This is a genomic window from Pedobacter cryotolerans (genome assembly GCF_005116475.1).
Lineage (GTDB): Bacteria > Bacteroidota > Bacteroidia > Sphingobacteriales > Sphingobacteriaceae > Pedobacter > Pedobacter cryotolerans.
In genome coordinates, this window is the sequence record NZ_SWBO01000001.1 from 185,384 (window position 1) to 212,114 (window position 26,731).

The 26,731-nt window shown below is 34.3% G+C and carries 26 protein-coding genes; 14 read left to right on the top strand and 12 right to left on the bottom strand.

The window, feature by feature from the left end; genetic code table 11:
- The first annotated feature begins 113 nt into the window (after positions 1-113).
- The 8 genes from FA045_RS00865 to FA045_RS00900 all read left to right on the top strand — a co-directional run bounded on the left by FA045_RS00865 (position 114) and on the right by FA045_RS00900 (position 6,972).
- Entirely contained in the window at positions 114-1,331 is a 1,218-nt protein-coding gene (locus FA045_RS00865; RefSeq protein ID WP_136873478.1) for a metallophosphoesterase, read from the top strand.
- Between the two features lie 713 nt (positions 1,332-2,044).
- Positions 2,045-2,740: a DUF4397 domain-containing protein gene (locus tag FA045_RS00870; RefSeq protein WP_136873480.1), complete on the top strand. Its 696-nt coding sequence runs from the start codon at positions 2,045-2,047 to the stop codon at positions 2,738-2,740.
- A gap of 99 nt (positions 2,741-2,839) precedes the next feature.
- The gene (locus FA045_RS00875) at positions 2,840-3,409 is read left to right on the top strand and encodes an RNA polymerase sigma factor (protein WP_136873482.1); all 570 of its coding nucleotides are present in this window, start codon (positions 2,840-2,842) and stop codon (positions 3,407-3,409) included.
- Positions 3,396-4,721 carry a porin family protein gene (locus tag FA045_RS00880; protein ID WP_136873484.1) on the top strand — a complete coding sequence of 442 codons (1,326 nt, stop codon included), beginning with the start codon at positions 3,396-3,398 and terminating at the stop codon, positions 4,719-4,721. The genes FA045_RS00875 and FA045_RS00880 overlap by 14 nt, the downstream gene beginning before the upstream one ends.
- A gap of 48 nt (positions 4,722-4,769) precedes the next feature.
- Positions 4,770-5,351, top strand: coding sequence for a TlpA family protein disulfide reductase (locus FA045_RS00885; protein ID WP_136873486.1), 582 nt, complete (start codon positions 4,770-4,772; stop codon positions 5,349-5,351).
- Between the two features lie 8 nt (positions 5,352-5,359).
- Positions 5,360-5,620 (top strand): hypothetical protein, encoded by a 261-nt coding sequence (locus tag FA045_RS00890; protein ID WP_136873488.1) that lies wholly within the window; start codon positions 5,360-5,362, stop codon positions 5,618-5,620.
- A 30-nt stretch (positions 5,621-5,650) separates the two neighbouring features.
- Positions 5,651-6,739: a metallophosphoesterase gene (locus FA045_RS00895; RefSeq protein ID WP_136873490.1), complete on the top strand. Its 1,089-nt coding sequence runs from the start codon at positions 5,651-5,653 to the stop codon at positions 6,737-6,739.
- Between the two features lie 2 nt (positions 6,740-6,741).
- Complete coding sequence (locus tag FA045_RS00900) at positions 6,742-6,972, top strand: hypothetical protein (protein ID WP_136873492.1); 231 nt, start codon at positions 6,742-6,744, stop codon at positions 6,970-6,972.
- A gap of 657 nt (positions 6,973-7,629) precedes the next feature.
- Here the strand turns inward: FA045_RS00900 and FA045_RS00905 are convergent.
- From FA045_RS00905 to ruvX, 11 genes are all read right to left on the bottom strand, one after another.
- A complete protein-coding gene (locus FA045_RS00905) occupies positions 7,630-8,166 on the bottom strand; it encodes an REP-associated tyrosine transposase (RefSeq protein WP_136873494.1) in 537 nt (178 codons plus the stop codon).
- Between the two features lie 38 nt (positions 8,167-8,204).
- A complete protein-coding gene (locus FA045_RS00910) occupies positions 8,205-8,420 on the bottom strand; it encodes a hypothetical protein (RefSeq protein WP_136873495.1) in 216 nt (71 codons plus the stop codon).
- A 107-nt stretch (positions 8,421-8,527) separates the two neighbouring features.
- On the bottom strand, positions 8,528-10,066 hold the full coding sequence (locus tag FA045_RS00915) for a YifB family Mg chelatase-like AAA ATPase (RefSeq protein WP_136873498.1): 1,539 nt from the start codon (positions 10,064-10,066) through the stop codon (positions 8,528-8,530).
- 354 nt (positions 10,067-10,420) lie between these two features.
- Positions 10,421-11,761 carry a signal recognition particle protein gene (gene ffh, locus FA045_RS00920; protein ID WP_136873501.1) on the bottom strand — a complete coding sequence of 447 codons (1,341 nt, stop codon included), beginning with the start codon at positions 11,759-11,761 and terminating at the stop codon, positions 10,421-10,423.
- A gap of 435 nt (positions 11,762-12,196) precedes the next feature.
- Positions 12,197-13,189 carry a DUF3078 domain-containing protein gene (locus FA045_RS00925; RefSeq protein ID WP_136873503.1) on the bottom strand — a complete coding sequence of 331 codons (993 nt, stop codon included), beginning with the start codon at positions 13,187-13,189 and terminating at the stop codon, positions 12,197-12,199.
- Positions 13,190-13,213: 24 nt separating this feature from the next.
- Entirely contained in the window at positions 13,214-13,543 is a 330-nt protein-coding gene (locus tag FA045_RS00930; protein WP_136873505.1) for a hypothetical protein, read from the bottom strand.
- A complete protein-coding gene (locus FA045_RS00935; RefSeq protein WP_136873507.1) occupies positions 13,543-14,307 on the bottom strand; it encodes a hypothetical protein in 765 nt (254 codons plus the stop codon). The genes FA045_RS00930 and FA045_RS00935 overlap by 1 nt, the downstream gene beginning before the upstream one ends.
- A gap of 50 nt (positions 14,308-14,357) precedes the next feature.
- Positions 14,358-15,209, bottom strand: coding sequence for a glucosaminidase domain-containing protein (locus FA045_RS00940; protein WP_136873509.1), 852 nt, complete (start codon positions 15,207-15,209; stop codon positions 14,358-14,360).
- Positions 15,210-15,262: 53 nt separating this feature from the next.
- Positions 15,263-15,958, bottom strand: coding sequence for a glucosaminidase domain and LysM peptidoglycan-binding domain-containing protein (locus FA045_RS00945; RefSeq protein WP_136873511.1), 696 nt, complete (start codon positions 15,956-15,958; stop codon positions 15,263-15,265).
- 73 nt (positions 15,959-16,031) lie between these two features.
- Positions 16,032-16,664, bottom strand: coding sequence for an O-methyltransferase (locus FA045_RS00950; protein ID WP_136873513.1), 633 nt, complete (start codon positions 16,662-16,664; stop codon positions 16,032-16,034).
- A gap of 5 nt (positions 16,665-16,669) precedes the next feature.
- Positions 16,670-17,086, bottom strand: a complete 417-nt coding sequence (gene ruvX / locus FA045_RS00955; RefSeq protein WP_136873515.1) for a Holliday junction resolvase RuvX — start codon at positions 17,084-17,086, stop codon at positions 16,670-16,672.
- A gap of 204 nt (positions 17,087-17,290) precedes the next feature.
- Here ruvX and FA045_RS00960 point away from each other — a divergent pair, with 204 nt between their 5' ends.
- From FA045_RS00960 to FA045_RS00980, 5 genes are all read left to right on the top strand, one after another.
- Entirely contained in the window at positions 17,291-18,016 is a 726-nt protein-coding gene (locus FA045_RS00960; RefSeq protein ID WP_136873517.1) for a DUF3575 domain-containing protein, read from the top strand.
- A gap of 135 nt (positions 18,017-18,151) precedes the next feature.
- Positions 18,152-19,300 (top strand): DNA polymerase III subunit, encoded by a 1,149-nt coding sequence (locus tag FA045_RS00965; RefSeq protein WP_136873519.1) that lies wholly within the window; start codon positions 18,152-18,154, stop codon positions 19,298-19,300.
- 1 nt (position 19,301) lies between these two features.
- Positions 19,302-20,804 carry a PSP1 domain-containing protein gene (gene ricT, locus FA045_RS00970; RefSeq protein WP_225871232.1) on the top strand — a complete coding sequence of 501 codons (1,503 nt, stop codon included), beginning with the start codon at positions 19,302-19,304 and terminating at the stop codon, positions 20,802-20,804.
- The gene (locus tag FA045_RS00975) at positions 20,797-21,276 is read left to right on the top strand and encodes a gliding motility lipoprotein GldH (RefSeq protein WP_136873523.1); all 480 of its coding nucleotides are present in this window, start codon (positions 20,797-20,799) and stop codon (positions 21,274-21,276) included. Before ricT ends, FA045_RS00975 begins: the two co-directional genes overlap by 8 nt.
- 44 nt (positions 21,277-21,320) lie before the next feature.
- Positions 21,321-22,514 carry a thioredoxin family protein gene (locus FA045_RS00980; protein WP_136873525.1) on the top strand — a complete coding sequence of 398 codons (1,194 nt, stop codon included), beginning with the start codon at positions 21,321-21,323 and terminating at the stop codon, positions 22,512-22,514.
- 15 nt (positions 22,515-22,529) lie between these two features.
- Here the strand turns inward: FA045_RS00980 and FA045_RS00985 are convergent, their stop codons facing one another.
- On the bottom strand, positions 22,530-23,831 hold the full coding sequence (locus FA045_RS00985) for a UDP-N-acetylmuramoyl-tripeptide--D-alanyl-D-alanine ligase (protein WP_136873527.1): 1,302 nt from the start codon (positions 23,829-23,831) through the stop codon (positions 22,530-22,532).
- A 91-nt stretch (positions 23,832-23,922) separates the two neighbouring features.
- Here FA045_RS00985 and FA045_RS00990 point away from each other — a divergent pair, with 91 nt between their 5' ends.
- A complete protein-coding gene (locus FA045_RS00990) occupies positions 23,923-26,409 on the top strand; it encodes a M14 family metallopeptidase (RefSeq protein ID WP_136873529.1) in 2,487 nt (828 codons plus the stop codon).
- Positions 26,410-26,731 lie beyond the last annotated feature (322 nt).

Sequence of the window (26,731 nt, forward strand, 5' to 3'; positions counted from 1 at the left end):
TAGGTTTCAAAATCTACGAGGTTTTTAACCACATAGACACATAGGAAACATAGTTTTTACAACACTGGCTATATTTCTATATGCTTATGTGGTTTATTATTTTTAAAACTAAAATGAGAAGATTACAATTATTACCCATCGCCATTTTTTGCCTATTCTTTTTTTTAATGAATTGGTACATTTTGGGCGGCTTACAAGTTGTGGCCCCCAAAAATTATGTTTCAATCATATTTTGGATGGTGGTTGCTTCGAGCTCGATTGCTGTTTTATACGCTTTGCAAGGTATACAAAGCAGAGGCATGGGTAAGTTTTTTAAAATTGCAACACACGTATTTTTAACACTTTTTGTAAGCGAACTTATTTTTGCAATCAATTTATTGCTAGCAGATATTTTTAGATTAATTTATGGTGTTTTTCATCTCATTTCTGAAGGTAGTTTTGTAATTGCAAATCGACACCCATTTTTAATTGAGTTTGGAGTTTGTCTTTTTATACTCTCTGTTTTATTATTTATTTACGGCATACTAAAAGGCAAATATGCTTATAGAGTAATTAAACATACTTTAACTTTTAAAGATTTGCCCCAAGCGTTTGATGGCTTTACCATAACCCAAATTTCTGATGTACATGCAGGGAGTTTTACTAACCCTAAAGCTGTTCAAAAAGGGATTGATTTAATCAATAAGCAACAATCAGATTTGTTTGTATTTACAGGCGATTTGGTAAACAACAAAGCCGAAGAAATTAAACTTTACATTGGCCATTTTTCTCAAATTAAAGCGAAGTATGGGCAGTTTTCTATTTTAGGTAATCACGATTATGGCGATTATGTAAAATGGGAAAATGATTTGGTTAAACGTGGCAACATGCAGCAACTTAAAAAATATCATGCAGAATTAGGCTTTCGTTTATTGCTAGATGAACATGTAGAACTGCAAAAAGATGGCGAGAAAATTATTTTGGCGGGGGTAGAAAATTGGGGTGTAGGTTTTGGTGAAAGAGGCGATTTACAAAAAGCTTTACAAGGAACCAAAATTGATGACTTTAAAGTTTTATTATCTCATGATCCTTCGCATTGGGAGGCTCAGGTAAAAAACAATCTTTCGCACATTCATTTAACTTTGGCGGGTCATACGCATGGTATGCAGTTCGGTGTTGAGCTTTTCGGCATCAAATGGAGCCCGGTTAAATTGCGATATAAACATTGGGCAGGCATTAAACGGATAAATGAAAAAGTATTGAACGTAAACCGTGGTTTTGGCTTTATTGGTTTTTCGGGCAGAGTTGGTATTTGGCCAGAAATTACGGTGATAGAATTAAAGAAGGGTTAATAGAACCACAAATCTAAAGGATGAACACGGCTTTTTAACTTTAAAGAGATGTCATCATGAGCTTGTCGAAGGATTTTCATAGCTCCTGACTGCTTTACATATTGGTTTAGTGCACTTAAAAAAAGCTTTCCACTGTACTCAGGTTTATACTACAAAGTTGCTGGTTCTTGGGCAGTTTGCAACCCCTCATAGCAGAATAAAACAGCGTTAACTAAACGGGATTGTTGCGATATACTTTTTTAATTGTCATCCTGAGCGTAGTCGAAGGATAATTAAAAAAGATAAAGCAAAAAAGCCCGACTAATAATAATCGAGCTTCTGGATTTGCTTTTCAAAAAAGATAAATATTTAAAAGTTAATCTCTTATTTCTTTAAAAAGTTACGCTATTTTACTTTTATGCTTAATGCTTTTGAGCGCATTTAGCTTGCCGTAAGCACTAAAAAGTTATCGAATAGGGTTAAATAAATTTATAAGGATAATTGATATGCTTTACAAAATAGCAATCCATTAATTATTACACGGGTTTTTACTTTTTGCTTGAGTTATAGTTCATCAAAATTTGGTGGTAAAAATTTTTAACAGAAGCAGATTATGACGTTTAAAATCAATCAGTTAAAAATTAAGTTAAATTTTTGTAGCGTTTGATGAGCTAATCTCGTTCTTAAAGAAACAAGTTAATGGCCGTTAACAATTTTTAATTTAAAATTTAATCATGAAAATTTCTTTAAGAACTAAAACTCTATTAACAGCTCTCGCCCTTACGTTAGGATTATCATCATGTATGAAAGATGATTTTGAAAATACACCTATCTCCATTTCTGGTTTAAGTTTGGTACATGCTTCGCCAACAGCTGAAAAATTAGATATTTACATAGACAACACCAGAGCAAGTATTGATGATTTTGTTTTTGGCAACAAAATGGATTATTTAAGAGCATACTCTGGCGATAGAACAATTACTGTTACAAAAAAAGGATTAACAACAAGGTTAACATCTGATGTTGTGAAGTTAGTACCAGACTCAGCTTATACTGTATTTATGGTTGATAAGTTTGAAACAATAGACATATTAACTTTAAAAGATGATTTAACAAAGCCTGCAGCAGGAAAGGCTAAAATCCGTTTCGTAAATTTGAGTCCAGATGGCGGGCCTTTAAACCTAGCAATTAATGGCGTAGCTACTGATTTGGTAGACAATAAAGCTTTTAAAGAAAACAGTGCTTTCTTGCCAATTGATGCAGCAGAAAAAGTAACATTTAATGTGAAAAACAAAGCAACTGGAGTTGTTGAAGCAACAATTACTGATGCAAAAATTGAAGATGGAAAAATCTATACGATTTATGCAAAAGGCTTAAAAGCCAATGCCGATGATACAAAATTTGGGGCCGCTATTTTTACACACAAATAGCAAAACCACAGCCATTAACGTTATGTTGATGGCTGCTTTTTAAATTTTTGAATAATGCTTATGGTAAAATATTTATAGTCCTTAATTGTAGTAAATAAAATGCTCAAGTTTGAGGATGTAATTAGTGGGTGTGCTAAAAATGACAACAAGAGTAAGGAAATGGTGTATAAATCATTTTATGGTTACCTTATTGCCGTTATTTTGCGCTATACTAATAACAAAACAGAAGCAGAAGAACTAGTAAACGATACTTTCATTAAGATATTTAAATCCATCCATCAATTTGTGCCACCTAAAGAAATGGTTACTATTGAGCGATCATTTAAAGCATGGACAGCCAAAATAGCATCGCGTACAGCAATTGATTTTTTAAGATCTAGACGCAGCTTTCTATCAATAGATGACATAGATGAGCACAGCCAGCCAATTACCCACATCAATGTAATTACCGACTTAAATGTTAAAGACATTTTAAAATTACTTGATGACTTGCCCGAGCTTCATCGGCTGATATTTAACCTCTATGAAATTGAAGGATTTTCACATCAAGAAATTAGCAAACTCATCAATATACCAGAAAGTTCTAGCAGAGTTTATTTGGTACGAGCCAAACAAAAATTAAGAGAACTGTATGCTAAAACACTAATTAGTAACTATGAAACCAACTGAACATAAAACGCCACTCGAAAGGGAGCTCATCGCTCATATTAGAGAAAGCCTTGTTGAGCATGAGGAATCATACCAATTAGGGGCTTGGGAGAAATTTAATGCACCAGAAAAAAAGCGCAGACCATTTTTTGTGCCTTTTTTACAAGGTGCTGCTGCAATTTTAATTATCGGCTTAATTACATTTTTAATCGTTAATAAAAAATCAAATTCATTAGATACAGTAACTTCAAATATCAAAACTGAGCAAACTGAAATTGAGCAAAATCCTTTAGAAAATGTGATTAAAATTGAACAAAAGCCAATAATTAGTAAATCTACTATCACCTCTAATGACGACCCTAAAGAACAAACTTTAAAGAATCAAAATTCAAGAATTTCATCATCAAACCAATCTTTAACAATTGCACAAAACCAAACTGTTTTAGGTACTCAAGAAACTGTTGCTGCAACTAATTTGCCTGTGCAAAAGCAAGCTGTAAACACAAACAAAGTTGAAATTATTGAGCCCTACAAACCTGTTGAAAAACATGTGGAAAATGTACTCTCTAATCCAACCCAAGAAAGTGTAACTGTTACTAAGGTAGAAACTCAAAAGACAAATATTATTGATTTTTTAGAAAGTGAAACTAAAAATAATATCGCAAAAAAAGAGAAGGAAAAAACCGATAAAAATAATAATCGTTTTACACTTGGTTTAGTTGTAGCGCCATCTTTTGGTAATGTAAAACGATTAAATATGGGTTATGGTGTAAGTGTAGATTATCAGCTATCTGATAAATTTGCCTTAAACTCTGGCTTAGCTTACAACCAAATGGCAGCAGCTAAAGGTGTAATAAACAATGGGCAATCAGATATGGCAAGCGTTTCTGCAATTGCAAAAAGTAGCAGCACAAAAAGTTTAGAATCTATTGAAGAACGGGTTACAGGAATTGATATCCCGTTGGAAATTAAATACAACGTAAGCAAAAATTTGTATGCCAATGTGGGTGTTTCCGCCTTTGCAGTTATCAACCAAAAAAGAAACAATACCTTTTTAGAAGAGAGAATTGTACAGCAATCGGCCGGACTTTCTAGCGCAAACTCTTTTAGTAGCGTATTGGTAACGCAGCGTGTAACAGAAAATCAAACAGTTACTGAAACACAAGATTATTCTTATTTAGGTTTTTATAATCTATCTTTTGGATATAAAAAGAAAATCTCTAAAAACAACTCATTTGCCATAGAGCCGTTTTTAAAATTGCCTATGCGGGAAGTAAAAACCGAAAACCTTAGGTTAATTGGTACAGGCGTAAAGCTTAAGTTTGACTTTTAAAGTAAATTTCTGTTGTTCGATTAATTATCTTTGTAAAAAAGAGATCGGATGAAAAGAGATTGGAAAAAACACACCAGTACCATCATATTTGTAGCGTTTGTATTGGTTATTTTGTTTGTTCCGGCAGCAAAAGCAAAGCTGATACAAGGTTTAATGGAGATCGGTTTGTTTAAACCAGATCTGGCGGAGGATAAAAAGGTTATCAATGCAGATCTATCAGCCATTAAATTTAAAGATGCCAAAGGAAATATTTTAAGCCTTGCAGATTTAAAAGGTAAAATTGTCTTTCTAAATTTTTGGGCTACCTGGTGTCCACCTTGTTTGGCCGAAATGCCTTCCATTAACAAATTTTACGAGCAGTATAAAAATGACGAAGAAGTTGTTTTTTTAATGATTGATGCTGACAGTGATTTTCCAAAAGCTCAGGCTTATTTGAACAGAAAAAGTTATAAATTTAAGGTGTATACTTTTGCCAGTAATATCCCTAAAAACATATTTTCAGGCTCTTTACCAACAACCATTGTGTTTGATAAAAAGGGCAGAATTGCTATGAATGGTGTTGGAGCAGCAAATTATGCTAGTAAAGAATTTCTAACATTTATTAAAAAACTTAAAGATTTAAAAGACTAAACAACACTATGCAACAACCATTTGATTTAGAAATTGGACCAATAAATTACGCGATTTTTCCAGAAGGGAATGATACTTATGTGGTTTTTAAGGATGGAAGCGAATACGCTCATATACAAAAAGATACCGCAGAACAATGGTTAAAACTAGATAGCGTAACAGATTTGCCTAAATTTGATTTTGACGAGGAAATTAACCAAATTGGAAAATTGATTACCGAATACCTTGAAAATCCTCCGATTGATGAGGATGAAGAAGAAGAGGAATAATTTGTACAATCACTTAGTTTAGCAGAATAAATGCGCAAAATTTTACAGAAATTACTAAGTGGCTTTGTGGTTAGGATGGCTAATAAGTATTCATCTCGCCCTCAAAAAAAAAGGGTACATGATGCTTTATCAAAACTGTATAACGAAATTCAAAACAATCCTGGCAAGCGAGGATTAAAGCTTGATTTTACTGAAAGGGATAGTTTCATTGTTTTTTCTGATCAGCACAAAGGGGCAAGAAATTTTGCCGATGATTTTGGTTATGCAGCAAATAATTATCAAGCAGCGCTAAATTATTATAACCAACAACAATTCACTTTCATTAGTTTAGGAGATAGTGAAGAGCTTTGGGAAAACACTCTGGATGACGTAAAAAAGCATAATAAGTCGTCTTTTGCTATTGAAACTGAATTTTTAAAGCGTAAAGCCTTTGTAAAAATCTTCGGCAATCATGATTTATATTGGGATAATGATCCTTTAGCAGCTTATCAATTAGAAAAAATTTACGGAGAAAAGCTAAAAGTATTTGAAGGCATAATTTTAACAACCACAATTACAGATCAGCCGCTTTCTATATTTTTAACCCACGGCCATCAAGGCGATGTAGCCAGCGATGGGAATTGGTTTAGCAAGTGGTTTGTATCAAGAGTTTGGGCTCCTTTACAATCTTATCTGCGTATCAACCCAAATACACCGGCATTTAGTAATCAGCTTAAAACGGTACACAACCAGTTGATGTACGAATGGGCGGCGGCACAGCAATCGGTTTTAATTACAGGGCACACACATCAACCTGTTTTTAATTCCTTTACGCATTTAGAAAGGATTTACATCAAGCTTGATGCTGCAAGAAAAGCAAATGATATTGTTGAAGAAGAAAAATTATTGGCGCAGCTAAAAAAGGAAAAAATAATGGGTGCCGAAATACCAGCTTTTACCGCAACTAAACCAAATTATTTTAATACGGGGTGTTGTTGTTTTAGTGATGGAGATATCACAGGATTAGAAATTACTGAAGGCAAAATAAGGCTAATTAAATGGGGCTACCGCGATGATAAATCTTCGCAAAGAATAGTATTAGAAGAAACAGATTTAGCTAACTTACAACACAAAGTTTAATTATGGAGGAATCATTTTTTATAAAAGTAAACGGAATTATTTACGAAGTTATACCTGAGGAAGAGGGTACTTTTACCATCTTTAAATTTGATGCTGAATACATGCAGATTTTACGCAACCGAAACAAAAAATGGATGCGCATAGATTACAAAACCGACGAGCCAATTTTAGAGGAGAATAAGGAAGTTGAAGATGTGGGTAGATTGATTGATCGTTATTTTGGGAGGGAATAGAGGTTTTTGGTAAGAGTTAGAAATTCGCACCAGCAAATTTTAACTTATCCGTTCGCTAGTGCAAGCTTTTAGCTCGTACAATCATTATTTATTAAATCTTCGTAACTCGCTATTAGTTAAGACAACTAAAGATTTACACTTAAATCACGTTTAAATGCAAAAGAATTGAAGTGGTTGAGAGAAACAATAGTTGAATGCCTTGAGTCTTCATTGCATTTTATTGATATTTGAACCTTGTTACCCTCAATTGAATTAACCCAATAATAATAAAGATTGTTTTTGAAACAAAATGAATGACTGCCTAATTTTAGATCAGGAATGTGTGTATCATTGATCGATTGGGCGGATAAGCTTATTAACTCTTGAGCAGAAAAAAATTTTTCCATGATTTTTTATTTAAAGTTACGAAAATTTACGCTGATAAACTTTCTGCCAATCTAAGAGTGGTTTTTTTATGATATGTGTCTCATAAACTATTGCTTATAGGCTTAATTATAAGCAAAAATTTAAATAGAATTAAAACCGTAGCTACCGTGCTATTCGAGATGTTAAGCGCAGCGCATCTCGAATGACAGATAACAGGGATTTGCAATCCCAATAATAATCTTCTTTCTACTATTTCTCCCTTCACAAATCACACGCAAAAGAAGCAATAAATCAAATTCCGTATTCTATAATCAAATCTAGTTTTCCTTTTCTAATGCCATAGTAATCTCCACAACTGCTATATAAATATTCTTCTTCTTTTTCAACTATGCCTGCTTTAACAGGATTTTGATGCATGTAATTTAATTTTGTTTCAAAAAATTCTAAAGTAAATATTTCTTCTCCATGATAACCTTCTTGCCAGAAATTAATCTCATTATCATTTTTCAATAACCATAAAAGCCAATTTTTTCGACTTTCGGTAGCGTTATTAGCTATTGCATCTACGATTTTTGTAGCCGTGTATTTTTTAAAATCTCTAATGATGTCGGTCAATTTATTCTTATTGCTGCTAATTATCATGTGAATGTGATTAGTCATTAACACCCAACCATACACTTGAAGCCCTTTGTTTTCTTGGCAATGCCTGATGCTGTCCAATAAAATTTCTTTGTATACTTCTTTAGTAAAAACATCAATCCATTGATGCACTGTGCAGGTAATAAAATATTGTCCTTCTTGGTTTTTTATAGTATATGTTAATCCCATTGTATTTATGTTGCGGGATTACAAATCCCCATTTATCGTTATGTTCGAGATGCGCTGCGCTTAACATCTCGAACAGCAAAAATCATTAACACCCAACCATACACTTGAAGCCCTTTGTTTTCTTGGCAATGCCTGATGCTGTCCAATAAAATTTCTTTGTATACTTCTTTAGTAAAAACATCAATCCATTGATGCACTGTGCAGGTAATAAAATATTGTCCTTCTTGGTTTTTTATAGTATATGTTAATCCCATTGTATTTATGTTGCGGGATTACAAATCCCTATTTATCGTTATGTTCGAGATGCGCTGCGCTTAACATCTCGAACAGCAAAATCTCAAAAGTAAACCGGTTACTACATTTACCCTCCCCAACTTTCTCTATCCAAACTTCTATAATGAATAGCCTCTGCTAAATGTTCTGGCTCAATATTTTCACTTTCAGCCAAATCTGCAATGGTTCTGGCAACTTTTAAAATTCTATCATAAGCTCTAGCCGAAAGCCCTAATTTCTCCATCGCTCGTTTAATTAGATTTTGTCCAGTTTCATCTATTACACAAATTTGTCTAACCATATTAGGGCTCATTTGCGCATTAAAATGCAGCACATCATTATTTTCAAACCGTTTATCTTGTACCGCTCTAGCTTTCATTACACGCTCTCTAATCAAGCTGCTTTTTTCCGCTTCGCGTGATGATGCCAATTCTGTAAAATTTACAGGAGTAACTTCTACATGTAAATCGATACGATCTAACAATGGGCCTGATATTTTACTTAAATACTTTTGTACAATACCAGGGCCGCATAAACATTCTTTTTCAGGGTGATTAAAAAACCCACAAGGGCATGGATTCATTGAGGCAATAAGCATAAAACTAGCTGGATATTCTACCGAAAACCGAGCCCTAGAAATACTTACTTTTCTATCTTCCAAAGGTTGTCTCATTACCTCTAAAACTGTGCGTTTAAATTCAGGTAATTCATCCAAAAATAAAACCCCATTATGCGCCAAAGAAATTTCTCCAGGTTGCGGATTCATGCCCCCACCCACCAAAGCCACATCAGAAATGGTATGGTGCGGCGAACGAAAAGGACGCTCTGTCATTAATGCATTTGCAGTTGGCAGCTTACCAGCAACAGAATATATTTTGGTGCTTTCTAGGGCTTCGTGTAAATTTAATGGAGGTAAAATTGTGGGCAAACGTTTGGCTAGCATCGTTTTTCCCGCTCCTGGTGGACCAATCAGTATCACATTGTGCCCACCAGCTGCGGCAATTTCTAAAGCTCTTTTTATATTTTCTTGCCCCTTTACATCAGAAAAATCTTGTTCATAATTATTAATTTGATTGGCAAATTCTGCTCGTGTATCAACAATAACAGGTTCTGGTTTATTTTTTCCATTAAAAAAGTCGATTACCTCTTTTAAATTTTCCATGCCATAAACCAAAACATTGTTCACTATTCCTGCTTCCCTAGAGTTTACTTTAGGCAAAATAAAACCTTTAAAATGATCATTTCTTGCTTGTATAGAAGTAGGTAATGCTCCCTTAATACTTTGTAGACCTCCATCCATGGATAACTCTCCCATGATAAAGTATTTATCCAATTCATCAACCTCAATTTGACCAGATGCTGCTAAAATTCCAATGGCAATTGGCAAGTCGTAGGCCGAACCTTCTTTTCTAATATCAGCAGGAGCTAGATTAACTACTATCCTTTGTCGTGGCATACGATAACCAGATGTAGTAATGGCACTCTCTACCCTAAACATACTTTCTTTAACCGCATTGTCGGGCAAGCCAACTACATAATATTTAGTTCCGCTAACAATACTCACTTCAATAGTAATAGTTAAAGCATCTACACCATAAACGGCACTTCCATAGGTTTTTACTAGCATAATCTTAAATGTATGCAAAGCAAAATAGATTTGAAGCATCCATTTTAAAATACAAACTGGCAGATAAATTCTTTAATTTATAGGGAATTTTATTTCCAATTTAGAAACATATTTTGTGTTATCACTAGCTAAAGATATGAGTTCATTTTAGGTTTTCTCAGGTGTGTTAGGGGAGAGAAGCAAATAATTCACCACCAAAGAAACCAAAGTTCACCTTAGGTTTAAAAAGTAATCAGCATTATGCCTTAAGTTTTCTCAGGTGCCTTAGGTGGTTAAAAAATGGCGTAAAAAAATCCCGAAGCTTTTTGCAACGGGATTTATATCTTTCAAAAATTTTAGTCTTTCAGCGAAAGGTTACATTCTACCTTGAGGCATTTTCGGCATGTTTTTCATCATTTTTGCTGCTGCCGCAGGATTTGAGAATTGTTTCATCACCTTACGCATATCCTCAAATTGTTTAATCAGTTTGGTAACCTCTTCAACCTTGTTACCAGACCCCTTTGCAATTCTAATACGGCGGCTTTGCTGTATGCTGTCTGGGTTTTCTTTTTCAAAAGGAGTCATCGATTGGATAATCGCTTCCACGTTTTTAAATGCATCATCCTCAATGTCAACATTTTTCATCATCTTACCAACACCAGGTATCATGCCCATCAAATCTTTCATGTTACCCATTTTTTTGATCTGCTGAATTTGGCTATAGAAATCGTTAAAATCGAATTTATTCTTGCGTATTTTCTTCTGTAATTCTGCCGCTTCTTTTTCATCAAACTGCATTTGAGCACGTTCAACCAACGAAACCACATCACCCATCCCTAAAATACGAGATGCCATACGGTCTGGATAGAAAACATCTAATGCTTCCATTTTCTCGCCAGTACCAATAAATTTAATCGGTTTATTAACTACAGATTTAATAGATAAAGCAGCTCCACCACGTGTATCACCATCTAATTTGGTTAAAACAACACCAGTAAAATCTAAACGGTCGTTAAAAACTTTAGCCGTATTTACCGCATCCTGACCAGTCATTGCATCAACCACAAATAAAATTTCGTGTGGCTTGGTTTGTGCCTTAACTTCAGAAATCTCGTTCATCAGGCTTTCATCAATAGATAAACGACCAGCCGTATCAATAATAATTACGTTGTTGTTGTTCTTTTTACCTTCGGCAATACCTTCTAAAGCAATAGCAACCGGATCTTTAGAAACCGTATTGGCATAAACTGGCACGCCAATTTGCTCGCCTAAAATCTGTAACTGATCTACAGCCGCAGGGCGATAAACATCACCAGCAACCATAATTGGTTTTTTGCCTTTGTTTTTTAAGTGCAAAGCAAGTTTACCCGTAAAGGTTGTTTTACCAGCTCCGTTTAAACCAGCAATTAATATAATAGTCGGATTATTTTTTAAGTCTAACTCTGTAACCTCACCGCCCATTAAAGCAGCAAGCTCATCGTTCATTACTTTGGTTAATAACTGGCCTGGCGAAACCGCAGTTAATACATTTAAACCAATTGCCTTTTCTTTTACATCATCTGTAAAAGTTTTAGCTGTTTTGTAATTTACGTCGGCATCTAACAAAGCTTTTCTAATCTCTTTCATGGTCTCAGCCACGTTAATTTCAGAAATACTTCCTTGTCCTTTTAAAACTTTAAATGCCCTGTCTAGCTTATCCTGTAAATTTTCAAACATCTCTTTACTGCTTTTTACGTAATTTTTTGTAGGCTACAAAGTTATCAAATTTGAGCGAAAGCAGATAATGATTTTGTAAATGAATAATTTATAAAAAGATAAGCTAAAATGTGAAGCGCATTTGCAGAGTAAGAAACAAAATGTCTTCCCGCTTTTCGCTATTACGCTTCGCTTCGTCGTGCCTCCTTGCTGCAGGGTAAACGCTGCAATACGGGGCTAAAATTTAAGGCACTGCTCATGGGGCAATTTGCTATCGGACTACCAAACATTGTTTATAAACCCGGTGGCAGCGGCATCCCCCGAATTATCGGGGATATAGCGAACAACGGGACTGCTGGCCGCCATAAAATTACTGAAGTTCATTTCCAAAAACGAACATCCTAAAGTTCTACTCATCAATATTACCCTAATGAACTATTGAACCCATGAACCAAACTACCTCGGAAATGCAAATACCAACCCTAAAGCCAGCGTTTGCGAACCTTGTATTTTTAAATCAGTATCTCTATCATATAAGCCTACGCCAGTTGCCGAAACGTTCATGTAACGGTTAATTTTTGCAATCACACCCACATCTAATCTATGATCAATATGCCCAAAATTATCATAAGGAATAAACATATTGTATTTGGTTTTTAAAGTAACATTTTTAAAAATTTCCTTTTCAAAATTTGTAACAATCTGAAAAGCCAGCTCGTTTCTAACTTTTTTACCAACTTCAACCCCAAAATTCTTCGGATTAGTTCTGTATAATGCGGTATCTAAAACAAATGTTTGGCGAGCGGTACCCGTACCAATACGAGTAGAAAAGAATTTAGAAGGCTTATATTCAAAACCAAATGATTCTGTTAAATATCCTGGAGACATAAATTTTGATAATAAGTTTTCTTTCTCATTTCCTTGCGCATCTCTACTGTAAGAAAATCCATTGTCAAATTGCGATTCAAAGTTAATCGATCCAAAGAAGTACCAATTTTTTGAGAGTTGTATAGCTGCTTTATTATCCCAATAAATACGGTCGGTAGTTTTCTTTTGCAACTGACTTTTATTTTTAACTTTTCCATATTGCAAAATAACCTCACTTGCATAGCTATAACTCTCTTTACTATACTCTGTTTTGTAGTTTACCAAACCTCCAATAGCTAATGAGTTTACACCTCCACCATTCCAATTATCACTAAATGCAGCTTGGTTTACGTTAATACCAACAGATGTTTTTGTTTTCCAATAATTAATTTTGGCATCTACTAAAGCTGGTTGTAAAGGCACAGGTTTAAATTGTAAAACACCCATTCTAGATGGTAGTGGGCTACGTTTTAATTTAATATCTAAATCTTTGGTTGGTATGGGGATGGTATCAACTTCTTGCGCAAAAAGATTTGCCGAAAAAATAATTGACACTAAAAAAGGGAACAGTAGGTTTTTCATTTGTATTACAAATAAAAACAAAAATTAGGCGGAATAAAAATTTATCCAATTATACCATTTGCGTTTAGATAAATAATTGGGGTCTTTTTCAAATTTATAAGCCTCTTTTTCAAACACAATATTTAGGTAGGCTTGGTAATGATTTTTATATTTTAAAAGGTTTAATAAATAGTTAATTCCGTATAAAAAATAAAAAGGAATTAGGAGCAATTCGAGTTGTTGCCTAAGGTGTATTTTTTCGTGGTTTATTAGCACAAAGTCTCTTTTTTGAGCTTTATTTCTCAGTAAAATAAACGGAAAAATTGCCATTGCATTAGGCGATAATTTAGGATGTATGATTATCCAAAAACGCATCAATTCTCGTAGCTTAAATTAGGCACATTAACCTTAGGTAATTTAGGCAATCTAAACATGGATGGATTTCTTTTGTAGGTTGCATAACTATTTCTTACAAACTGTACAAAAGCATAGTCTGAAGCGGTAAGAACAAACTGATAGGTTGGACGATATTGCAACATAAAATCATTCAATTCTGGCTCTTCTGCGCCAATAATACCTTTTACATAATCTGGTCTAAACCGAAAATCAATAATATCTTCGCGGTAATCTTTTTCTAAAATTGCTTGTAAGTGGCGAGCATTTTTGCCCGATCTACTTAACAAGTTATAGATTGCATCAATCCCTAAGCCGGCACCAGTTGGCCCTAAAGACAATAAGTTTTTAGAACTGCCTTTATCAAGCGCATATTTATACTCTTGCAATTTTTGTGAATATTGTTCTGCTGGGGTTGGTTGCTTGCCAAAAATCTTAACTTCTTTAAGTTTTATTGCTATCGATTTTAACTGAAAAATAAGAGCGCTTTGCCCTTTATAAACCACGGTATCCATGCCGTAACCGCTTAATGCAGCAAATAAAGTATCGCCAACTTTGGCATTTGTGGTAAACTCACCTTTGGTATTGTTGTATAAACCTTCATCGATTGATGGGTTATAGATATAAACTTTAGCCAACCTTAACTTACTATCCTTATCAATAACAAAACCTTGCACGGCTTTATTTTGTGCAAAAAGCGGCGCAACACAACAAGTGGATAAAAGTAAGGTCAACAAAAATTTCATTTGAGAAGCAAAACTACAATTTAAGAAATTAAACGTTAGCTATCTTAACATTATTTAACTACCAATAGTTTTTGACCAATTTTGATGTTATTGTCGGTCATCTTATTGAGTTCTTTCAGTTCATCAACCGTAATTTTGTACAATTGTGAGATTTTAAATAGTGTATCACCTTGCCTAACGGTGTAATATTTGTCTGTTGGTATCGCCGTAGCCACATTTCCTGGCGGATCTTTTGGAGCAACGGCAACAGGTGTAAACTTCTTTTTTTCTACTGGTATATTGGCATTAATTTCTGTAAAAACACGGTCTTCTCTCGCTATTTTTTCATTTTCAGATTCTGGCATATCATACTGATTAAGTTGATATCTTTCTATTATCCCAATTAGTAAATCAGGATATTTTGGATTGGTTGCATAACCCGCCGTTTTTAAGCCAATTGCCCAGTTTTTGTAATCGTTTTTATCTAGTTCAAATAAGAAACTGTATCGCTTACGTTTCAAAAATTCCGAATGATCTTTGTATGATTCCCTAGCGTCTTTGTAAACCCTAAAGCAATCATTGTTCTTGTCATCATCTTTATAATAAGCTTTCCCTTTCCAATCTGATGTGCATTTTATACCAAAATGATTGTTGGCGTATTTAGCTAAACTACTATTTCCCTTGTCAGATTCTAAAATTCCTTGGGCTAAAGTTATGCTGGCTGGGATGCCGTATTTATTCATTTCTTCAATTGCAACAGCTTTAAAAGCATCAATGTAGCTTAAAGTTGTATACGTATTGAAATTGGGATTTTCTTTGGTAGCTGTTTTCTCAATTTGTTTATTGTTACGAGTGTATTGCCTCGATTTACAAGCGTTTAAAAAAAGTAAAGCTATGGCAGTAATAAATATCGTTTTCTTCATTATAGTTTCAATTATCAATCCGATTATATTGCTTATCAATTGTATTGATGATTTCACAAGTTCAATTTTTGTCCGGGTTGTAGCAAAGCTGATTTTAAGTTATTCTTTTTCATTAGCAATGCTGATGTAGTTCCGTTTCTTTCGGCAATTCTATTTAAGTTATCGCCCTTTTTTACAAAATAAGTTTTTTTACTGGCGGATGATTTTTTCTTTACCGATGGGCTACTTTTAGTTACAACCTCAACTGCAGGAAGTACTTCTTCCAAATAATCATCAGGCCTTTCGTCGTATTCGTAAAGTTCGTACTTATTAATTAAGGCAATTACTTGTGCTGCCCAAGTTCTGCTAGCGGCATAGCCACCACGCTGAATTCCCCTTGCCCAGTTTTTATAATCGTACTGATCAAATTTATCGAACAAAACATCAAAATAAGTTCTACTGTGTAAAAAGGCAACAAAATGATTGTAAGAAGAATCTGCATCAGGGTAATCCCGATAGGCAGAACGAATTTCGGTATTGCTGTTTGGCCCTTTAATGCCAAAATGATTATTTAAATGTTGTGCAATTTTACTTTTACCAGCAGCAGATTCGTGTATGGCAACTGCTAAAATGATGCTTGCAGGCAACTCATGTTCACGCATTAATTTTTGAGCATGTTCGGCATGTTCAGCAATATAATCTGCTGTACTTTGTGCTTTAACTTTCGAGAGGGCTAATATCAATAAACAAAAAGTAAATATTTTTTTCATTGTTAAATTGTTTTATTGTCCAATTGTTAACCATAAGCCAGATAAAACTGTCAACCGACAATTGCCAACTGAGTTATTTTTTCCTAATCACAAACAGTCCATCTCTAACAGGCAAAATCAATTTTTCAACCCTGTTATCTGCAGCAATTTGATCATTAAAAGAACTTATGTTTTTCGTGTCTTTGTCTTGCGCTTTATTTAAAATTTTCCCACTCCACAATACATTATCTACAATAATTATTCCTCCTGGTTTAACTTGATCAAAAATTAAATCGAAATAGGTGCCATTGTTCTTTTTATCAGCATCAATAAAAACCAGATCAAAAACTTCATTTTTTAATGATCTGATACTTTGTTGAGCATCGCCGATAAGATATTGTATTTTATGATTTAATTGAGATTTAGCAAAATTTCTGCGAACCATCTCTTGTAGTTCTACATTAATATCCAAAGTATAAATTATGCCATCTGCCGTTAAACCTTCGGCTAAACATAAGGTTGCATAACCTGTAAAAGTGCCAATTTCTAATATCCTTTTAGGATTATTCATTTTACTAAGCATACTTAAAACTCTACCTTGGTAATGGCCACTTAGCATACGCGGCAATAATACTTTAAGGTTAGTTTCTCTATCAATATGTTTTAGCAAATCATCTTCTGGTTCGCAGTATTGTAATAGTAATTCTTGTAATTCTTCGCTAATCATTGTGCTTATAAACGGTGTTGTTCCATAAAATATTGCAAAATTATAGTGGCTGCAATGGTGTCAACTCTTTCTTTATCTCTCCTATCGCTTTTTTTTAATCCGCTTTGCATTATGGTTCTTTCGGCTAGTTTCGAAGTGTATCTTTCGTCAATCCAATAAATAGGAATACCCGGAAAACTCTTTTTCAAAGTTGTAGCAAAACCTTTCGCATGTTGTTTTGATTCTGATGGCGTACCATCCATTTGTATTGGATCGCCTATAACAAAGGCCTCCACTTGTTCGGCAGCCAAGTATTTTTTCAAAAAGTCTAAGGCATCTTTTGGGTGAATAGTATCTAAACCGGTTGCAATAATCTGCAAAGGATCGGTTACGGCAATGCCGATACGTTTGGTGCCATAATCAAAAGCAAGGATACGAGCCATATTAAAAATAATTGTCAAATATAAGGTTTTTGAAATAAGCATAATTGGATGTATATTTAAATTTAGTTTAGGTGAAATAACCTCAAAACGAGAAAATATTACTCGATTTCTGCTCAAGAAATCGGTTTTTATATCATTGAGGATATTTTTGTTTTTGGAATAAAATTTGGAATTACTTTTTAACTAAATAAATAAAAATTCATCATGAAAAAAACGCTTACATTAGCCATTGTGATTGGACTTTGTTCAATCCAGGCTTTCTCACAAACCCAAAAAACTGAAAGTCCAGATGAGGGTAAAAACTTAATCAAATTAAATTTAGCTTCGCTAGCATTAAAAACATTTTCGGTTCAGTATGAAAGAGCCATCCACAAAAAAATTAGTGTGGGTATGGGTTTTAGAGTAATGCCAAAAGGATCTTTGCCTTTTAGTTCATCTTTTGATAGCATTGATGAGCAATTGGGAAGTTTAGAATTAGGAAACGTAGCAATTACACCCGAAATTAGATTTTACATGGGTAAAGGTGTATTTAAAGGCTTTTATGTAGCGCCATTTTTAAGATATGCTAACTATAATGCATCTATCAACTATGAATTTGAATCGAATAATATGACAGAAACCATTCCTTTGAATGGTAAGTTAAACACATTTACAGGTGGTGTTTTATTAGGTGCTCAATGGCGTATTGCTAACAAGGTATACTTCGATTGGTCTATTTTTGGCCCTCAGTATGGCTTCTCTTCAGGAGAATTAGTTGGGGTAAAAACCTTAAATGCTGATGAACAGCAAAGTTTAAGAGACGAATTAGAAGGCATTGATTTACCAGTAGGAAAAATAGAATCAACAGTTACAGCAAATGGTGCAACTGTAAAGGTTAATGGTCCTTGGGCTGGTATTCGTGCAAATATTGGTATCGGATATAGATTTTAGGTTTAGATAAAATTTGTAAAAAGCTACACTATTTAATTGGTGTAGCTTTTTCGTTTAAACAAGATCTATTTTCTCATGCTGATAAATATTGGAACTCCTATCTAACATCTCGCATCTATTTCTTATTTTGCACCAATGCAGTTTAAAGAGATTATCGGACAGGAGAATTTAAAAAAACACTTGATACAAACCGTTGTAGAAAACAGGGTTAGTCATGCACAATTGTTTTTATCTGCAGAAGGCAGCGGTGCTTTATCTTTAGCTATTGCTTACGCCCAATACATCAATTGCCAAAATAAAACCACCATAGATAGTTGTGGCGAGTGTTCATCGTGCCGTAAATATGAAAGATATATTCACCCAGATTTGCACTTCTCTTACCCATTTTTTGCTTCAAAAGACGCTAAAATTGCGGTTGATGTTTTAGAAGAATGGCGAAGTTTGTTGTTAGAAGATCCTTATTTTGATTTGGATATTTGGCGATCGAAATTGAGTGCAGAAAATAAGCAGGCAAATATTCCAATTGCAGAAGCGCATGACATTATTAAAAAATTAAGTTATAAAGCTTTCGAAGCCGAAACAAAGGTGTTGATTATGTGGCTGCCAGAATTTTTAGATAAAGAAGGAAATGCTTTGCTAAAAATTATTGAAGAACCACCTGCAAATACGCTTTTTATTTTAGTGGCTCAAAATCAAGAACAGATTTTAAATACCATTTTATCGCGTACGCAAATTGTTAAAATACCAAAGTTAACTGATGCTGATATTGTAAATTATTTAATTGATAAATCGCAATTATCACAAAATCAAGCAACAGAATACAGCTTTTTGGCCGATGGAAATTTGATTACAGCCAAAGCACTTTTACAAGATATACCAAACAATAATGCCGCTCATTTTGCAGAATGGCTGCGGATGGGTTTCGGTAATAAAGTGCCTGCAATGATTGATTTTACAGACGATGTTGCCAAATGGGGCAGAGAAAATCAGAAAAATTTTATCAAATACGGCATCAACTTTTTACGTGAGTGCAGTTTGCTGTTAAGCGGAGCTGATGATTTGGTAAAATTGCCACATCAAACCTTAGATGTTGCTAAAAAATTATCCACTCATGTGTTAAATTTAGCCATGGTTGAAGCATTAATTAACGAATTAGAACAAGCGCATTATCATATTGAAAGGAATGCGAATCCGAAAATTCTGTTTTTAGATGTATCTTTACAATTAGTTAAAATAATTAAGTTTAAAACGCTCCCTAAGGGGACTCAATATATATACAATTAATATGGGATGTGGAAGTTGTTCAACAGGAGGCGGTTGTGCCCCCTCTGGCTGCAAAAGTAATGGCTCATGTCTTACTGGCGGATGCCAAAAAATGGAAGTTCACGATTGGCTATCGAATTTAGATATGCCATCTAATTATATACCTTTTCAGGTTGTTGAAGTTAAATTTAAAGGAGCTAGAAAAGAATTCTTTTTAAATAACGATAACATTTACCTCGAAATAGGTGAATTGGTTGCTGTTGAAGGCGCTACGGGTGGTTATGATATTGGCCACGTTTCTTTAACTGGCGAATTGGTGCGTATGCAAATGAAGCGTCGCAAAACTCCACTAGATCAAGTTACGCGTAAAATATACCGCAAGGCTACAGAAGCTGATGTTGATAAATGGAAATTAGCCAAAGATATGGAATGGGAAACCATGCATAAAGCCCGTACTTTGGCGTTAGATTTACGTTTATCGATGAAAATTAGCGATGTAGATTACCAAGGTGACAAAACAAAAGCAACGTTTTTTTATACTGCAGAAGGTAGGGTAGATTTTAGAGAGCTCATTAAAAAAATGGCCGAAACTTTCCGTATCAGAATTGAGATGCGCCAAATCGGGATGCGCCAAGAAGCAGGTCGTTTAGGCGGTATCGGCTCTTGTGGTCGCGAGTTATGTTGTTCAACATGGTTAACTAATTTTAAAACGGTTTCTACGGCTGCGGCTCGTTACCAAAACCTTTCTTTAAATACTTTAAAACTTGCCGGCCAGTGTGGCAAGTTAAAATGTTGTTTAAATTATGAGCTGGATACGTATTTAGATGCTTTAAAAGATATTCCAGATCGAATTGAATCGTTACAAACAGAAGTTGGCGTTGCTCGTCATCAAAAAACAGATATTTTTAAAAAACTGATGTGGTTTAGCTACGCCAATCAAGAAGATTGGATCCCGCTAAAGGTTGATCGCGTAAAAGAAATTATGGCGATGAATAAAAAAGGCGAAAAACCTGTAAATCTTAAAGACGAAGCGGTTGAGCTAAAAACTACAGCTATTGTTGAAAAAGTACATGATTACGAAAACGTTGTTGGTCAGGATAGTTTAACAAGGTTAGATGAAAGAGCGAGAAACCGCAACAACAATAACCGTAATAAAAGTAACAATCCGAATAATAAATCTGCTAATCCGAACCAAAGGAACGATCGTAACCAAAATCGCGGTCCAAAGTCTGCAAATCCAAATCAGCAGCCACAACAAGCTAAGCCGAATAATCCTGCCAAGCCAAATACGCCAAGGCCACAAGGTCAAAAACCTAACCAGCCAAATGCTGCAACGCCTAAACCTAAGCCAAACCCAAATCAGCAACCAAAGCCAAATCCTATTGCTCAAAACCCGGCGGTAGAAGGTGGAGAAAAACCATCAGGTGAAGCTCCAAAACAAGCTAATCGTAACAATAGGAACAGAAATAAAAATCGCAATAAAAATAAAAACGCAGATTCTTCAGCGCCTAAACCAAATGAATAAATTGAAGTGTTTTTTGCCATTTGTGGCGATGCTATTGATGTTGGCAAGTTGTGAAAGCAATAACCTTGTTGACACCAATGTGGCTGTAGCCGATAACAACTGGACTTATGCCAAAAGCGCCAAAGCAGTTGTCGAAATTAAAGACATAAATCAATCATATAACATCTATTTCAAGTTGCGCCATACGGCAGATTATCGGTATGCCAATTTGTTTGTTTTAGCAAATGTTAAAGGTAATGGCTTAAAAAAAAGCACTCGTTATCAGTTTAAATTAGCAAAAGCTGATGGAGAATGGTTAGGGAAAGGCTCAGGAGATATTTACACCAACAATTTTTCGTTATTAACTAATTATCGCTTTGCTAAACCAGGCAAATATGAAATTGAAATTGAGCAAAATATGCGAGATAACCCATTGGTTGGCATTAGCGATATAGGAATAAAAGTAGAAAAAGCAGAAGAAAATAAACCTTAGTTTTTAAATCCTAGAAGGAAAAGCTAAGATTATAAAATTACAATATGAAGAAAGTTGCCTGCATCATCATCCTATTTTTTATAGGTTTTACAGCAAATGCCGAAATTAATTTTTTAGATAATCCGGTTTGGAGTACCGTATTAGCAAAAGCAAAAAAAGAAAATAAGATTATTTTTTTGGATGCGTATGCTACTTGGTGTGGTCCGTGTAAACAAATGGATAGCGAAGTTTATACCGATAAAGCATCAGCGGATTATTACAATGCCAATTTCATCAACGTAAAATACGATATGGAGAAAGGCGAAGGGCCAATGTTAGCAGCAAAATATGCTGTAACTGCCTATCCATATTTGCTTTTTATTAATGCCGATGGTGCACTGTTGCATAAAGGCATTGGTTATAAACCGGTATCAGATTTTGTCAAATTAGGGCAAACTGCAAAAGAAGCAACGTCTCAATACTATACTTTAAAGAAAGACGCATTAAGTTTAAATAGCGCTCAGTTTTTAAAATTTGCAGCAATGGCAGCCGATTTTGAAGATGAAGAGGCCGATCAAATCATTAGCGATTATTTAGCCAAACAAACAAATATTTTAGCCAATGATGATTTAATTGAACTGGTAATGGTACATGTTTCTGGTTTGCAAAACCTAAGAGATGTGAGGTATTTTAAAGCGAATAAAGAGCTGATCCTTAAATCGGGTAAATTTACAGCAGCTGACTTTGAAGAACGTTTGGTGAATTTAACAATGGCCTATGCATTATCAGAAGAAGTTCAAGATCCAGAAGCAGACCAAATTGATTATGATAAAATGAATGTGGTTTTAAAAGAATTCATTCCTGAAAAAGCTTTTTTTATTACACACTATTTTAAAGCACAATTTGCTCTAGATAATACCAAAACTGAGGAAGCTTTGGCAGAGTTTAATGTGTTAATAGAAAGTACACCCACAAAAATAAGTTTCGACCAGTTGTGTAATGCTTTTATGAATATGGGTCCAAAGTTTGCTGAACAAGGCAAATTAGAACCTTTATTAGTAAAACTAGATGCTGTTAAATTAACTGCCGAAGACGAATCTAAAGCATTTATGAAAGATTTTGTGAAAGCGATAATTTATATCAAAATCAAGGATTTTGATAAGTTCAAAACTAAAGCAAATCAAATGATTGCAGATAAAAACGTGCCTGATAATGTTAAATCTGATTTAAAAATGGCTTTAGAAAGAGTTGGCAAATAACAATTTATTGTTTGCTTAAATTAAAGGCAAAAGCTGTTCTAAAGCCATGCCTCTGCTGCCTTTTAGCAATACTAAACTATTTTTAATTGGGTTATTAATTAAATATTCTTTTGCAGCTTCGGGAGTTGCAAAAAAATCACCATTAAATTGATCTTTAAACTCGTAAAAGTTTTTTCCGATAAAGATGACTTGGTCTATCTGATTTTGTTGAGCTAATTGAGCAACCAGCAAATGTTGTTCGGCAGCTTCTGGACCTAACTCAAACATGTCGCCAATAATTACCGTTTTATGAGTTGAATTTAAAGCCTTTAAGTTATTTAAAGCGGCAGCCATACTACTCGGATTGGCGTTATAAAAATCGCAGATTACGGTATTGTTTTCTGTTTTTGTGAGTTGCGATCTATTGTTAGTTGGAAAATAGTTTGCCAAACCATTATTGATTTTTTCGGCACTAATTTTAAAGAAATCGCCGATGCAAATGGCAGCTAAAATATTCTCAAAATTATATGTTCCAGTTAAGTTGGCCTTAGCCTCGTAAGTTGTCGATTGATTTGCCCATTCAAATTCTATTAATGGATCACTGTGTTTAAGTTTACCACTTATCGTATTTTCTTTTTCTGTACCGTAATAAATCACTTTGTTTAAATCAGCTTTGCTGCTCATTTCTAACAAATAGGGATTATTTCTATTGATAAAAGCAAATCCATGATTCGTTTTAAGGTAGGCAAACAACTCGGCCTTGCCTTTTTTAACCCCTTCAAAACCGCCAAAGCCATCTAAATGCGCCATGCCTACGTTGGTAATTAATCCATGCGTGGGTTGTGCAATTTCGCACAAAAGCTCAATCTCTTTTTGGTGATTGGCCCCCATTTCTATTACCGCAATTTCAACATCGCTCTGCATAGAAAGAATAGACAATGGTACGCCAATATGGTTGTTTAAATTTCCTTTAGTAGCGAAAGTTTTAAATTGTTCAGCAAGTACTGCTCTAATCAACTCTTTGGTAGTGGTTTTTCCATTACTTCCCGTAAGGCCAATTACAGGAATATTTAATTGCTTTCTATGATGCTTGGCTAAATTTTGTAATGCGGTTAAAACATCATCAACTAATAAATAGCGGTCGCTTTTTGCAATTTTAGGATTATCTACAATGGCAAAGGCTGCTCCATCTGCTAAAGCTTGCGCTGCAAAAGTATTGGCATCAAAATTTTCTCCTTTTAGGGCAAAAAACAAACAACCAGTAGTAATTGCTCTTGTGTCAGTGCAAATTATAGGCTGTTTTTTATATATTTCGTAAAGTTGTTCGGTGGTTACCATTGCGCAAAGCGGATAAATTGAATCGTAAAATTACGAATGCAAAGATAAATACAAAATCCTTTTTAGTATCATTGAAAAATATTCAAGTGAAATGAAAAAATACATACTTTCCCTATTTATTGTTGGCTTTTTAACAACTACTGTTTATGCACAAATTCCGTCTCCAGATGAGTTTTTAGGATATTCTTTAGGCAGTAAATTTACGCCACATTATAAAGTGGTAGAATATTTTAAAAAAGTTACCGCTAACGCAAAAAATATTCAACTACAAACTTATGGCAAAACTTATGAGGGAAGAGAGCTTTTATTAGCTGTAATTTCTGATGAGGCCAACATGAATAAGTTGGAGCAAATAAGAAATAGCAATTTAGCTTTAGCAAAAGCCGATAAAAGCGCTCCGAAGATGGCTAATCAGCCAGCTATATTGTGGTTAAGTTATAATGTGCATGGCAACGAAGCAAATTCTACCGAAACCTCTATGAAGGTTTTATATACTTTAGCAAAGGCCGATGATAGCAATACAAAAGCCTGGTTAAAAAATACAATTGTTATCATCGACCCGTGTTTAAATCCGGATGGAAGAGATAGATATGTGGTAAATTACAATCAAGTAAGTGGAAAAGTTCCAAACCCAGATCCAAGCGCTCGCGAACATACTGAGCCTTGGCCAAGTGGTAGACCAAACCATTATTATTACGATTTAAACAGAGATTGGGCATGGCAAACTCAAGTAGAAACACAACAGAGAATTATTGCTTACCACAAATGGATGCCACAAGTGCATGTAGATTTTCATGAGCAAAGTTATAACGAGCCTTATTATTTTGCTCCTGCAGCAGAACCTGTACATCAAGACATTACCGCTTGGCAAAGAGAATTTCAGGTTACTGTAGGCAAAAATAATGCAAAATATTTTGATCAAAATGGATGGCAATATTTTACAAAAGAGCGCTTTGATTTGCTTTATCCTTCTTATGGAGATACTTATCCACTTTACAACGGAGCAATTGGAATGACTTATGAGCAAGGTGGTATACGTGCAGGTTTAGCGGTAGTTACCAATGATGGCGATACACTTACTTTAAAGGATAGAATTGATCATCATTTTACAACTTCTATGGCAACTATAGAAACAGTTGCCACACACGCCGATAAATTGGTAGTAGAGTTTAAAAAATATTTTGAACAAAGCGTGAGTAATCCGCCAGGTAATTATAAAACTTATGTGGTAAAAGCACAAAATATTTCTCGTTTGCGCAAATTGGAAGAACTTTTAAAGAAGAATAACATCGCTTTTAGTTTTGGTGCTGATAAAACTGTAAGCGGATATAATTTTGAGACACAAAAAACAGAAAGCTTTAAAATTGAACGAAATGATTTGGTGCTGAATTTACAGCAACCAAAAGCAGTTTTGGCAAGTGTATTATTTGAGCCGCAAACGGTTGTAACCGATTCAAATACCTATGATATTACCGCTTGGGCATTACCTTATGCTTATGGTTTAAATGCTTATGCCGTTAAGGAAACTATTAATGGTAGTTTTAATGCCCTTGAAGAGAAAAAAGAAGCCGTACCAGTAATTGATAAGCCTTATGCTTGGGTTTTACCATGGAATGCTGTTGCTGATGCTAAAACATTGGTTGCTTTGCAAAATCAAAAGGTTAAGGTTCGCATAGCGGAAGAAGGTTTCACGATTGGTGCAAAGGCTTTTCCTGCCGGATCATTGTTAGTTTATAGAGCTGAAAATGAACGTTTAGTAAAAGATTTCAATCAACTTTTAATAAGCATAGCTAAAGATTACAATACTACATTTTACCCTGTTGCAAGCGGTTTTGTTGATAAAGGAAAGGATTTCGGCTCTTCTGTTTACACTATATTGAGTACACCTAAAATTGGTTTAGTCACTGGTCAAGAAACTTCATCGCAAAGTGTAGGTGAAATATGGCACTTTTTTGAACAAGAATTGAATTACCCAGTTAATATGTTAACTACTCAAAATTTGGCTTATTTAGATATCAATAAAGTCAACACGCTTATTTTACCAGATGGATCATACAATGATAAAGTAGCAGAGCAACTTGTTAGTTGGATTAATTTGGGTGGAAAACTAATATTAATAGAAGATGCTATTGGTGCAATGATTGGTAAAAAGCCATTTGAGATCAAGAAAAAAATCTATCCTAAAGGAGAAGACAAAGAAACAGAAGAGCGTAAATACTCAGAAAAAGACAAGGATGATTTGCAAAATTCAATTCCTGGTGCTATTTATAAAGTGTCATTAGATCAAACTCATCCTCTAGTGGCTGGTTTAGGCAAATTCTATTATACTTTAAAAACAGACGACAAAATTTACGAACCCTTAGAAAATGGATACAATGTAGGAACTTTAAAAGCCGATAGTTATGTTGCAGGTGTTGCTGGAACAAAAGTGAAAAAGAAATTGAGTACAGGTTTATTGTTTGGTGTACAACAATCGGGCAGGGGTACGATTATTTACTTGGGTACTGATGTTTTATTCCGTTCATTTTGGGAAAACGGAAAGCAAATGTTTGCAAATGCATTGTTTTTGGTTAGATAATAATTAAATTTTTATTTTGCAAACATGAATAATTAATGCTATAAATTTTATAGTGTTAAGTTAGAAGTGTAAAAATCAAAATTTTATTGGGTTTAATAAAAATAGGCGTTTTTATTTCGATTTTTATGAAATAAAAGATAAGCTTTATAAACTAAATTGATTATTGCAGTAATAATTAAATTATTTTACATGATTATTGAGTTTATATTAGGTTTATTTTCCGATTCCATTGTCAATGAAGGCTGATTAGGCTTTAAAAAATATTTTCTTGCATAAAAAGGGTGGTATTTAATTTAGAAAACGCTGATTTCTCTTGTTTTTA

Bases quoted from the DNA above. Each gene is read 5' to 3' on its own strand.
- FA045_RS00885 (WP_136873486.1), top strand. From the start codon at position 4,770: ATGAAAAGAGATTGGAAAAAACACACCAGTACCATCATATTTGTAGCG.
- FA045_RS00910 (WP_136873495.1), bottom strand. From the start codon at position 8,420: ATGGGATTAACATATACTATAAAAAACCAAGAAGGACAATATTTTATT.
- FA045_RS00975 (WP_136873523.1), top strand. From the start codon at position 20,797: ATGAATAAATTGAAGTGTTTTTTGCCATTTGTGGCGATGCTATTGATG.
- ricT (WP_225871232.1), top strand. From the start codon at position 19,302: ATGGGATGTGGAAGTTGTTCAACAGGAGGCGGTTGTGCCCCCTCTGGC.
- FA045_RS00870 (WP_136873480.1), top strand. From the start codon at position 2,045: ATGAAAATTTCTTTAAGAACTAAAACTCTATTAACAGCTCTCGCCCTT.
- FA045_RS00960 (WP_136873517.1), top strand. From the start codon at position 17,291: ATGAAAAAAACGCTTACATTAGCCATTGTGATTGGACTTTGTTCAATC.
- FA045_RS00890 (WP_136873488.1), top strand. From the start codon at position 5,360: ATGCAACAACCATTTGATTTAGAAATTGGACCAATAAATTACGCGATT.
- FA045_RS00950 (WP_136873513.1), bottom strand. From the start codon at position 16,664: ATGATTAGCGAAGAATTACAAGAATTACTATTACAATACTGCGAACCA.
- FA045_RS00985 (WP_136873527.1), bottom strand. From the start codon at position 23,831: ATGGTAACCACCGAACAACTTTACGAAATATATAAAAAACAGCCTATA.
- FA045_RS00945 (WP_136873511.1), bottom strand. From the start codon at position 15,958: ATGAAAAAAATATTTACTTTTTGTTTATTGATATTAGCCCTCTCGAAA.
- FA045_RS00865 (WP_136873478.1), top strand. From the start codon at position 114: ATGAGAAGATTACAATTATTACCCATCGCCATTTTTTGCCTATTCTTT.
- FA045_RS00925 (WP_136873503.1), bottom strand. From the start codon at position 13,189: ATGAAAAACCTACTGTTCCCTTTTTTAGTGTCAATTATTTTTTCGGCA.
- FA045_RS00940 (WP_136873509.1), bottom strand. From the start codon at position 15,209: ATGAAGAAAACGATATTTATTACTGCCATAGCTTTACTTTTTTTAAAC.
- FA045_RS00980 (WP_136873525.1), top strand. From the start codon at position 21,321: ATGAAGAAAGTTGCCTGCATCATCATCCTATTTTTTATAGGTTTTACA.
- FA045_RS00965 (WP_136873519.1), top strand. From the start codon at position 18,152: ATGCAGTTTAAAGAGATTATCGGACAGGAGAATTTAAAAAAACACTTG.
- FA045_RS00880 (WP_136873484.1), top strand. From the start codon at position 3,396: ATGAAACCAACTGAACATAAAACGCCACTCGAAAGGGAGCTCATCGCT.
- ffh (WP_136873501.1), bottom strand. From the start codon at position 11,761: ATGTTTGAAAATTTACAGGATAAGCTAGACAGGGCATTTAAAGTTTTA.
- FA045_RS00905 (WP_136873494.1), bottom strand. From the start codon at position 8,166: ATGGGATTAACATATACTATAAAAAACCAAGAAGGACAATATTTTATT.
- FA045_RS00900 (WP_136873492.1), top strand. From the start codon at position 6,742: ATGGAGGAATCATTTTTTATAAAAGTAAACGGAATTATTTACGAAGTT.
- FA045_RS00875 (WP_136873482.1), top strand. From the start codon at position 2,840: ATGCTCAAGTTTGAGGATGTAATTAGTGGGTGTGCTAAAAATGACAAC.
- FA045_RS00915 (WP_136873498.1), bottom strand. From the start codon at position 10,066: ATGCTAGTAAAAACCTATGGAAGTGCCGTTTATGGTGTAGATGCTTTA.
- ruvX (WP_136873515.1), bottom strand. From the start codon at position 17,086: ATGGCTCGTATCCTTGCTTTTGATTATGGCACCAAACGTATCGGCATT.
- FA045_RS00930 (WP_136873505.1), bottom strand. From the start codon at position 13,543: ATGCGTTTTTGGATAATCATACATCCTAAATTATCGCCTAATGCAATG.
- FA045_RS00935 (WP_136873507.1), bottom strand. From the start codon at position 14,307: ATGAAATTTTTGTTGACCTTACTTTTATCCACTTGTTGTGTTGCGCCG.
- FA045_RS00990 (WP_136873529.1), top strand. From the start codon at position 23,923: ATGAAAAAATACATACTTTCCCTATTTATTGTTGGCTTTTTAACAACT.
- FA045_RS00895 (WP_136873490.1), top strand. From the start codon at position 5,651: ATGCGCAAAATTTTACAGAAATTACTAAGTGGCTTTGTGGTTAGGATG.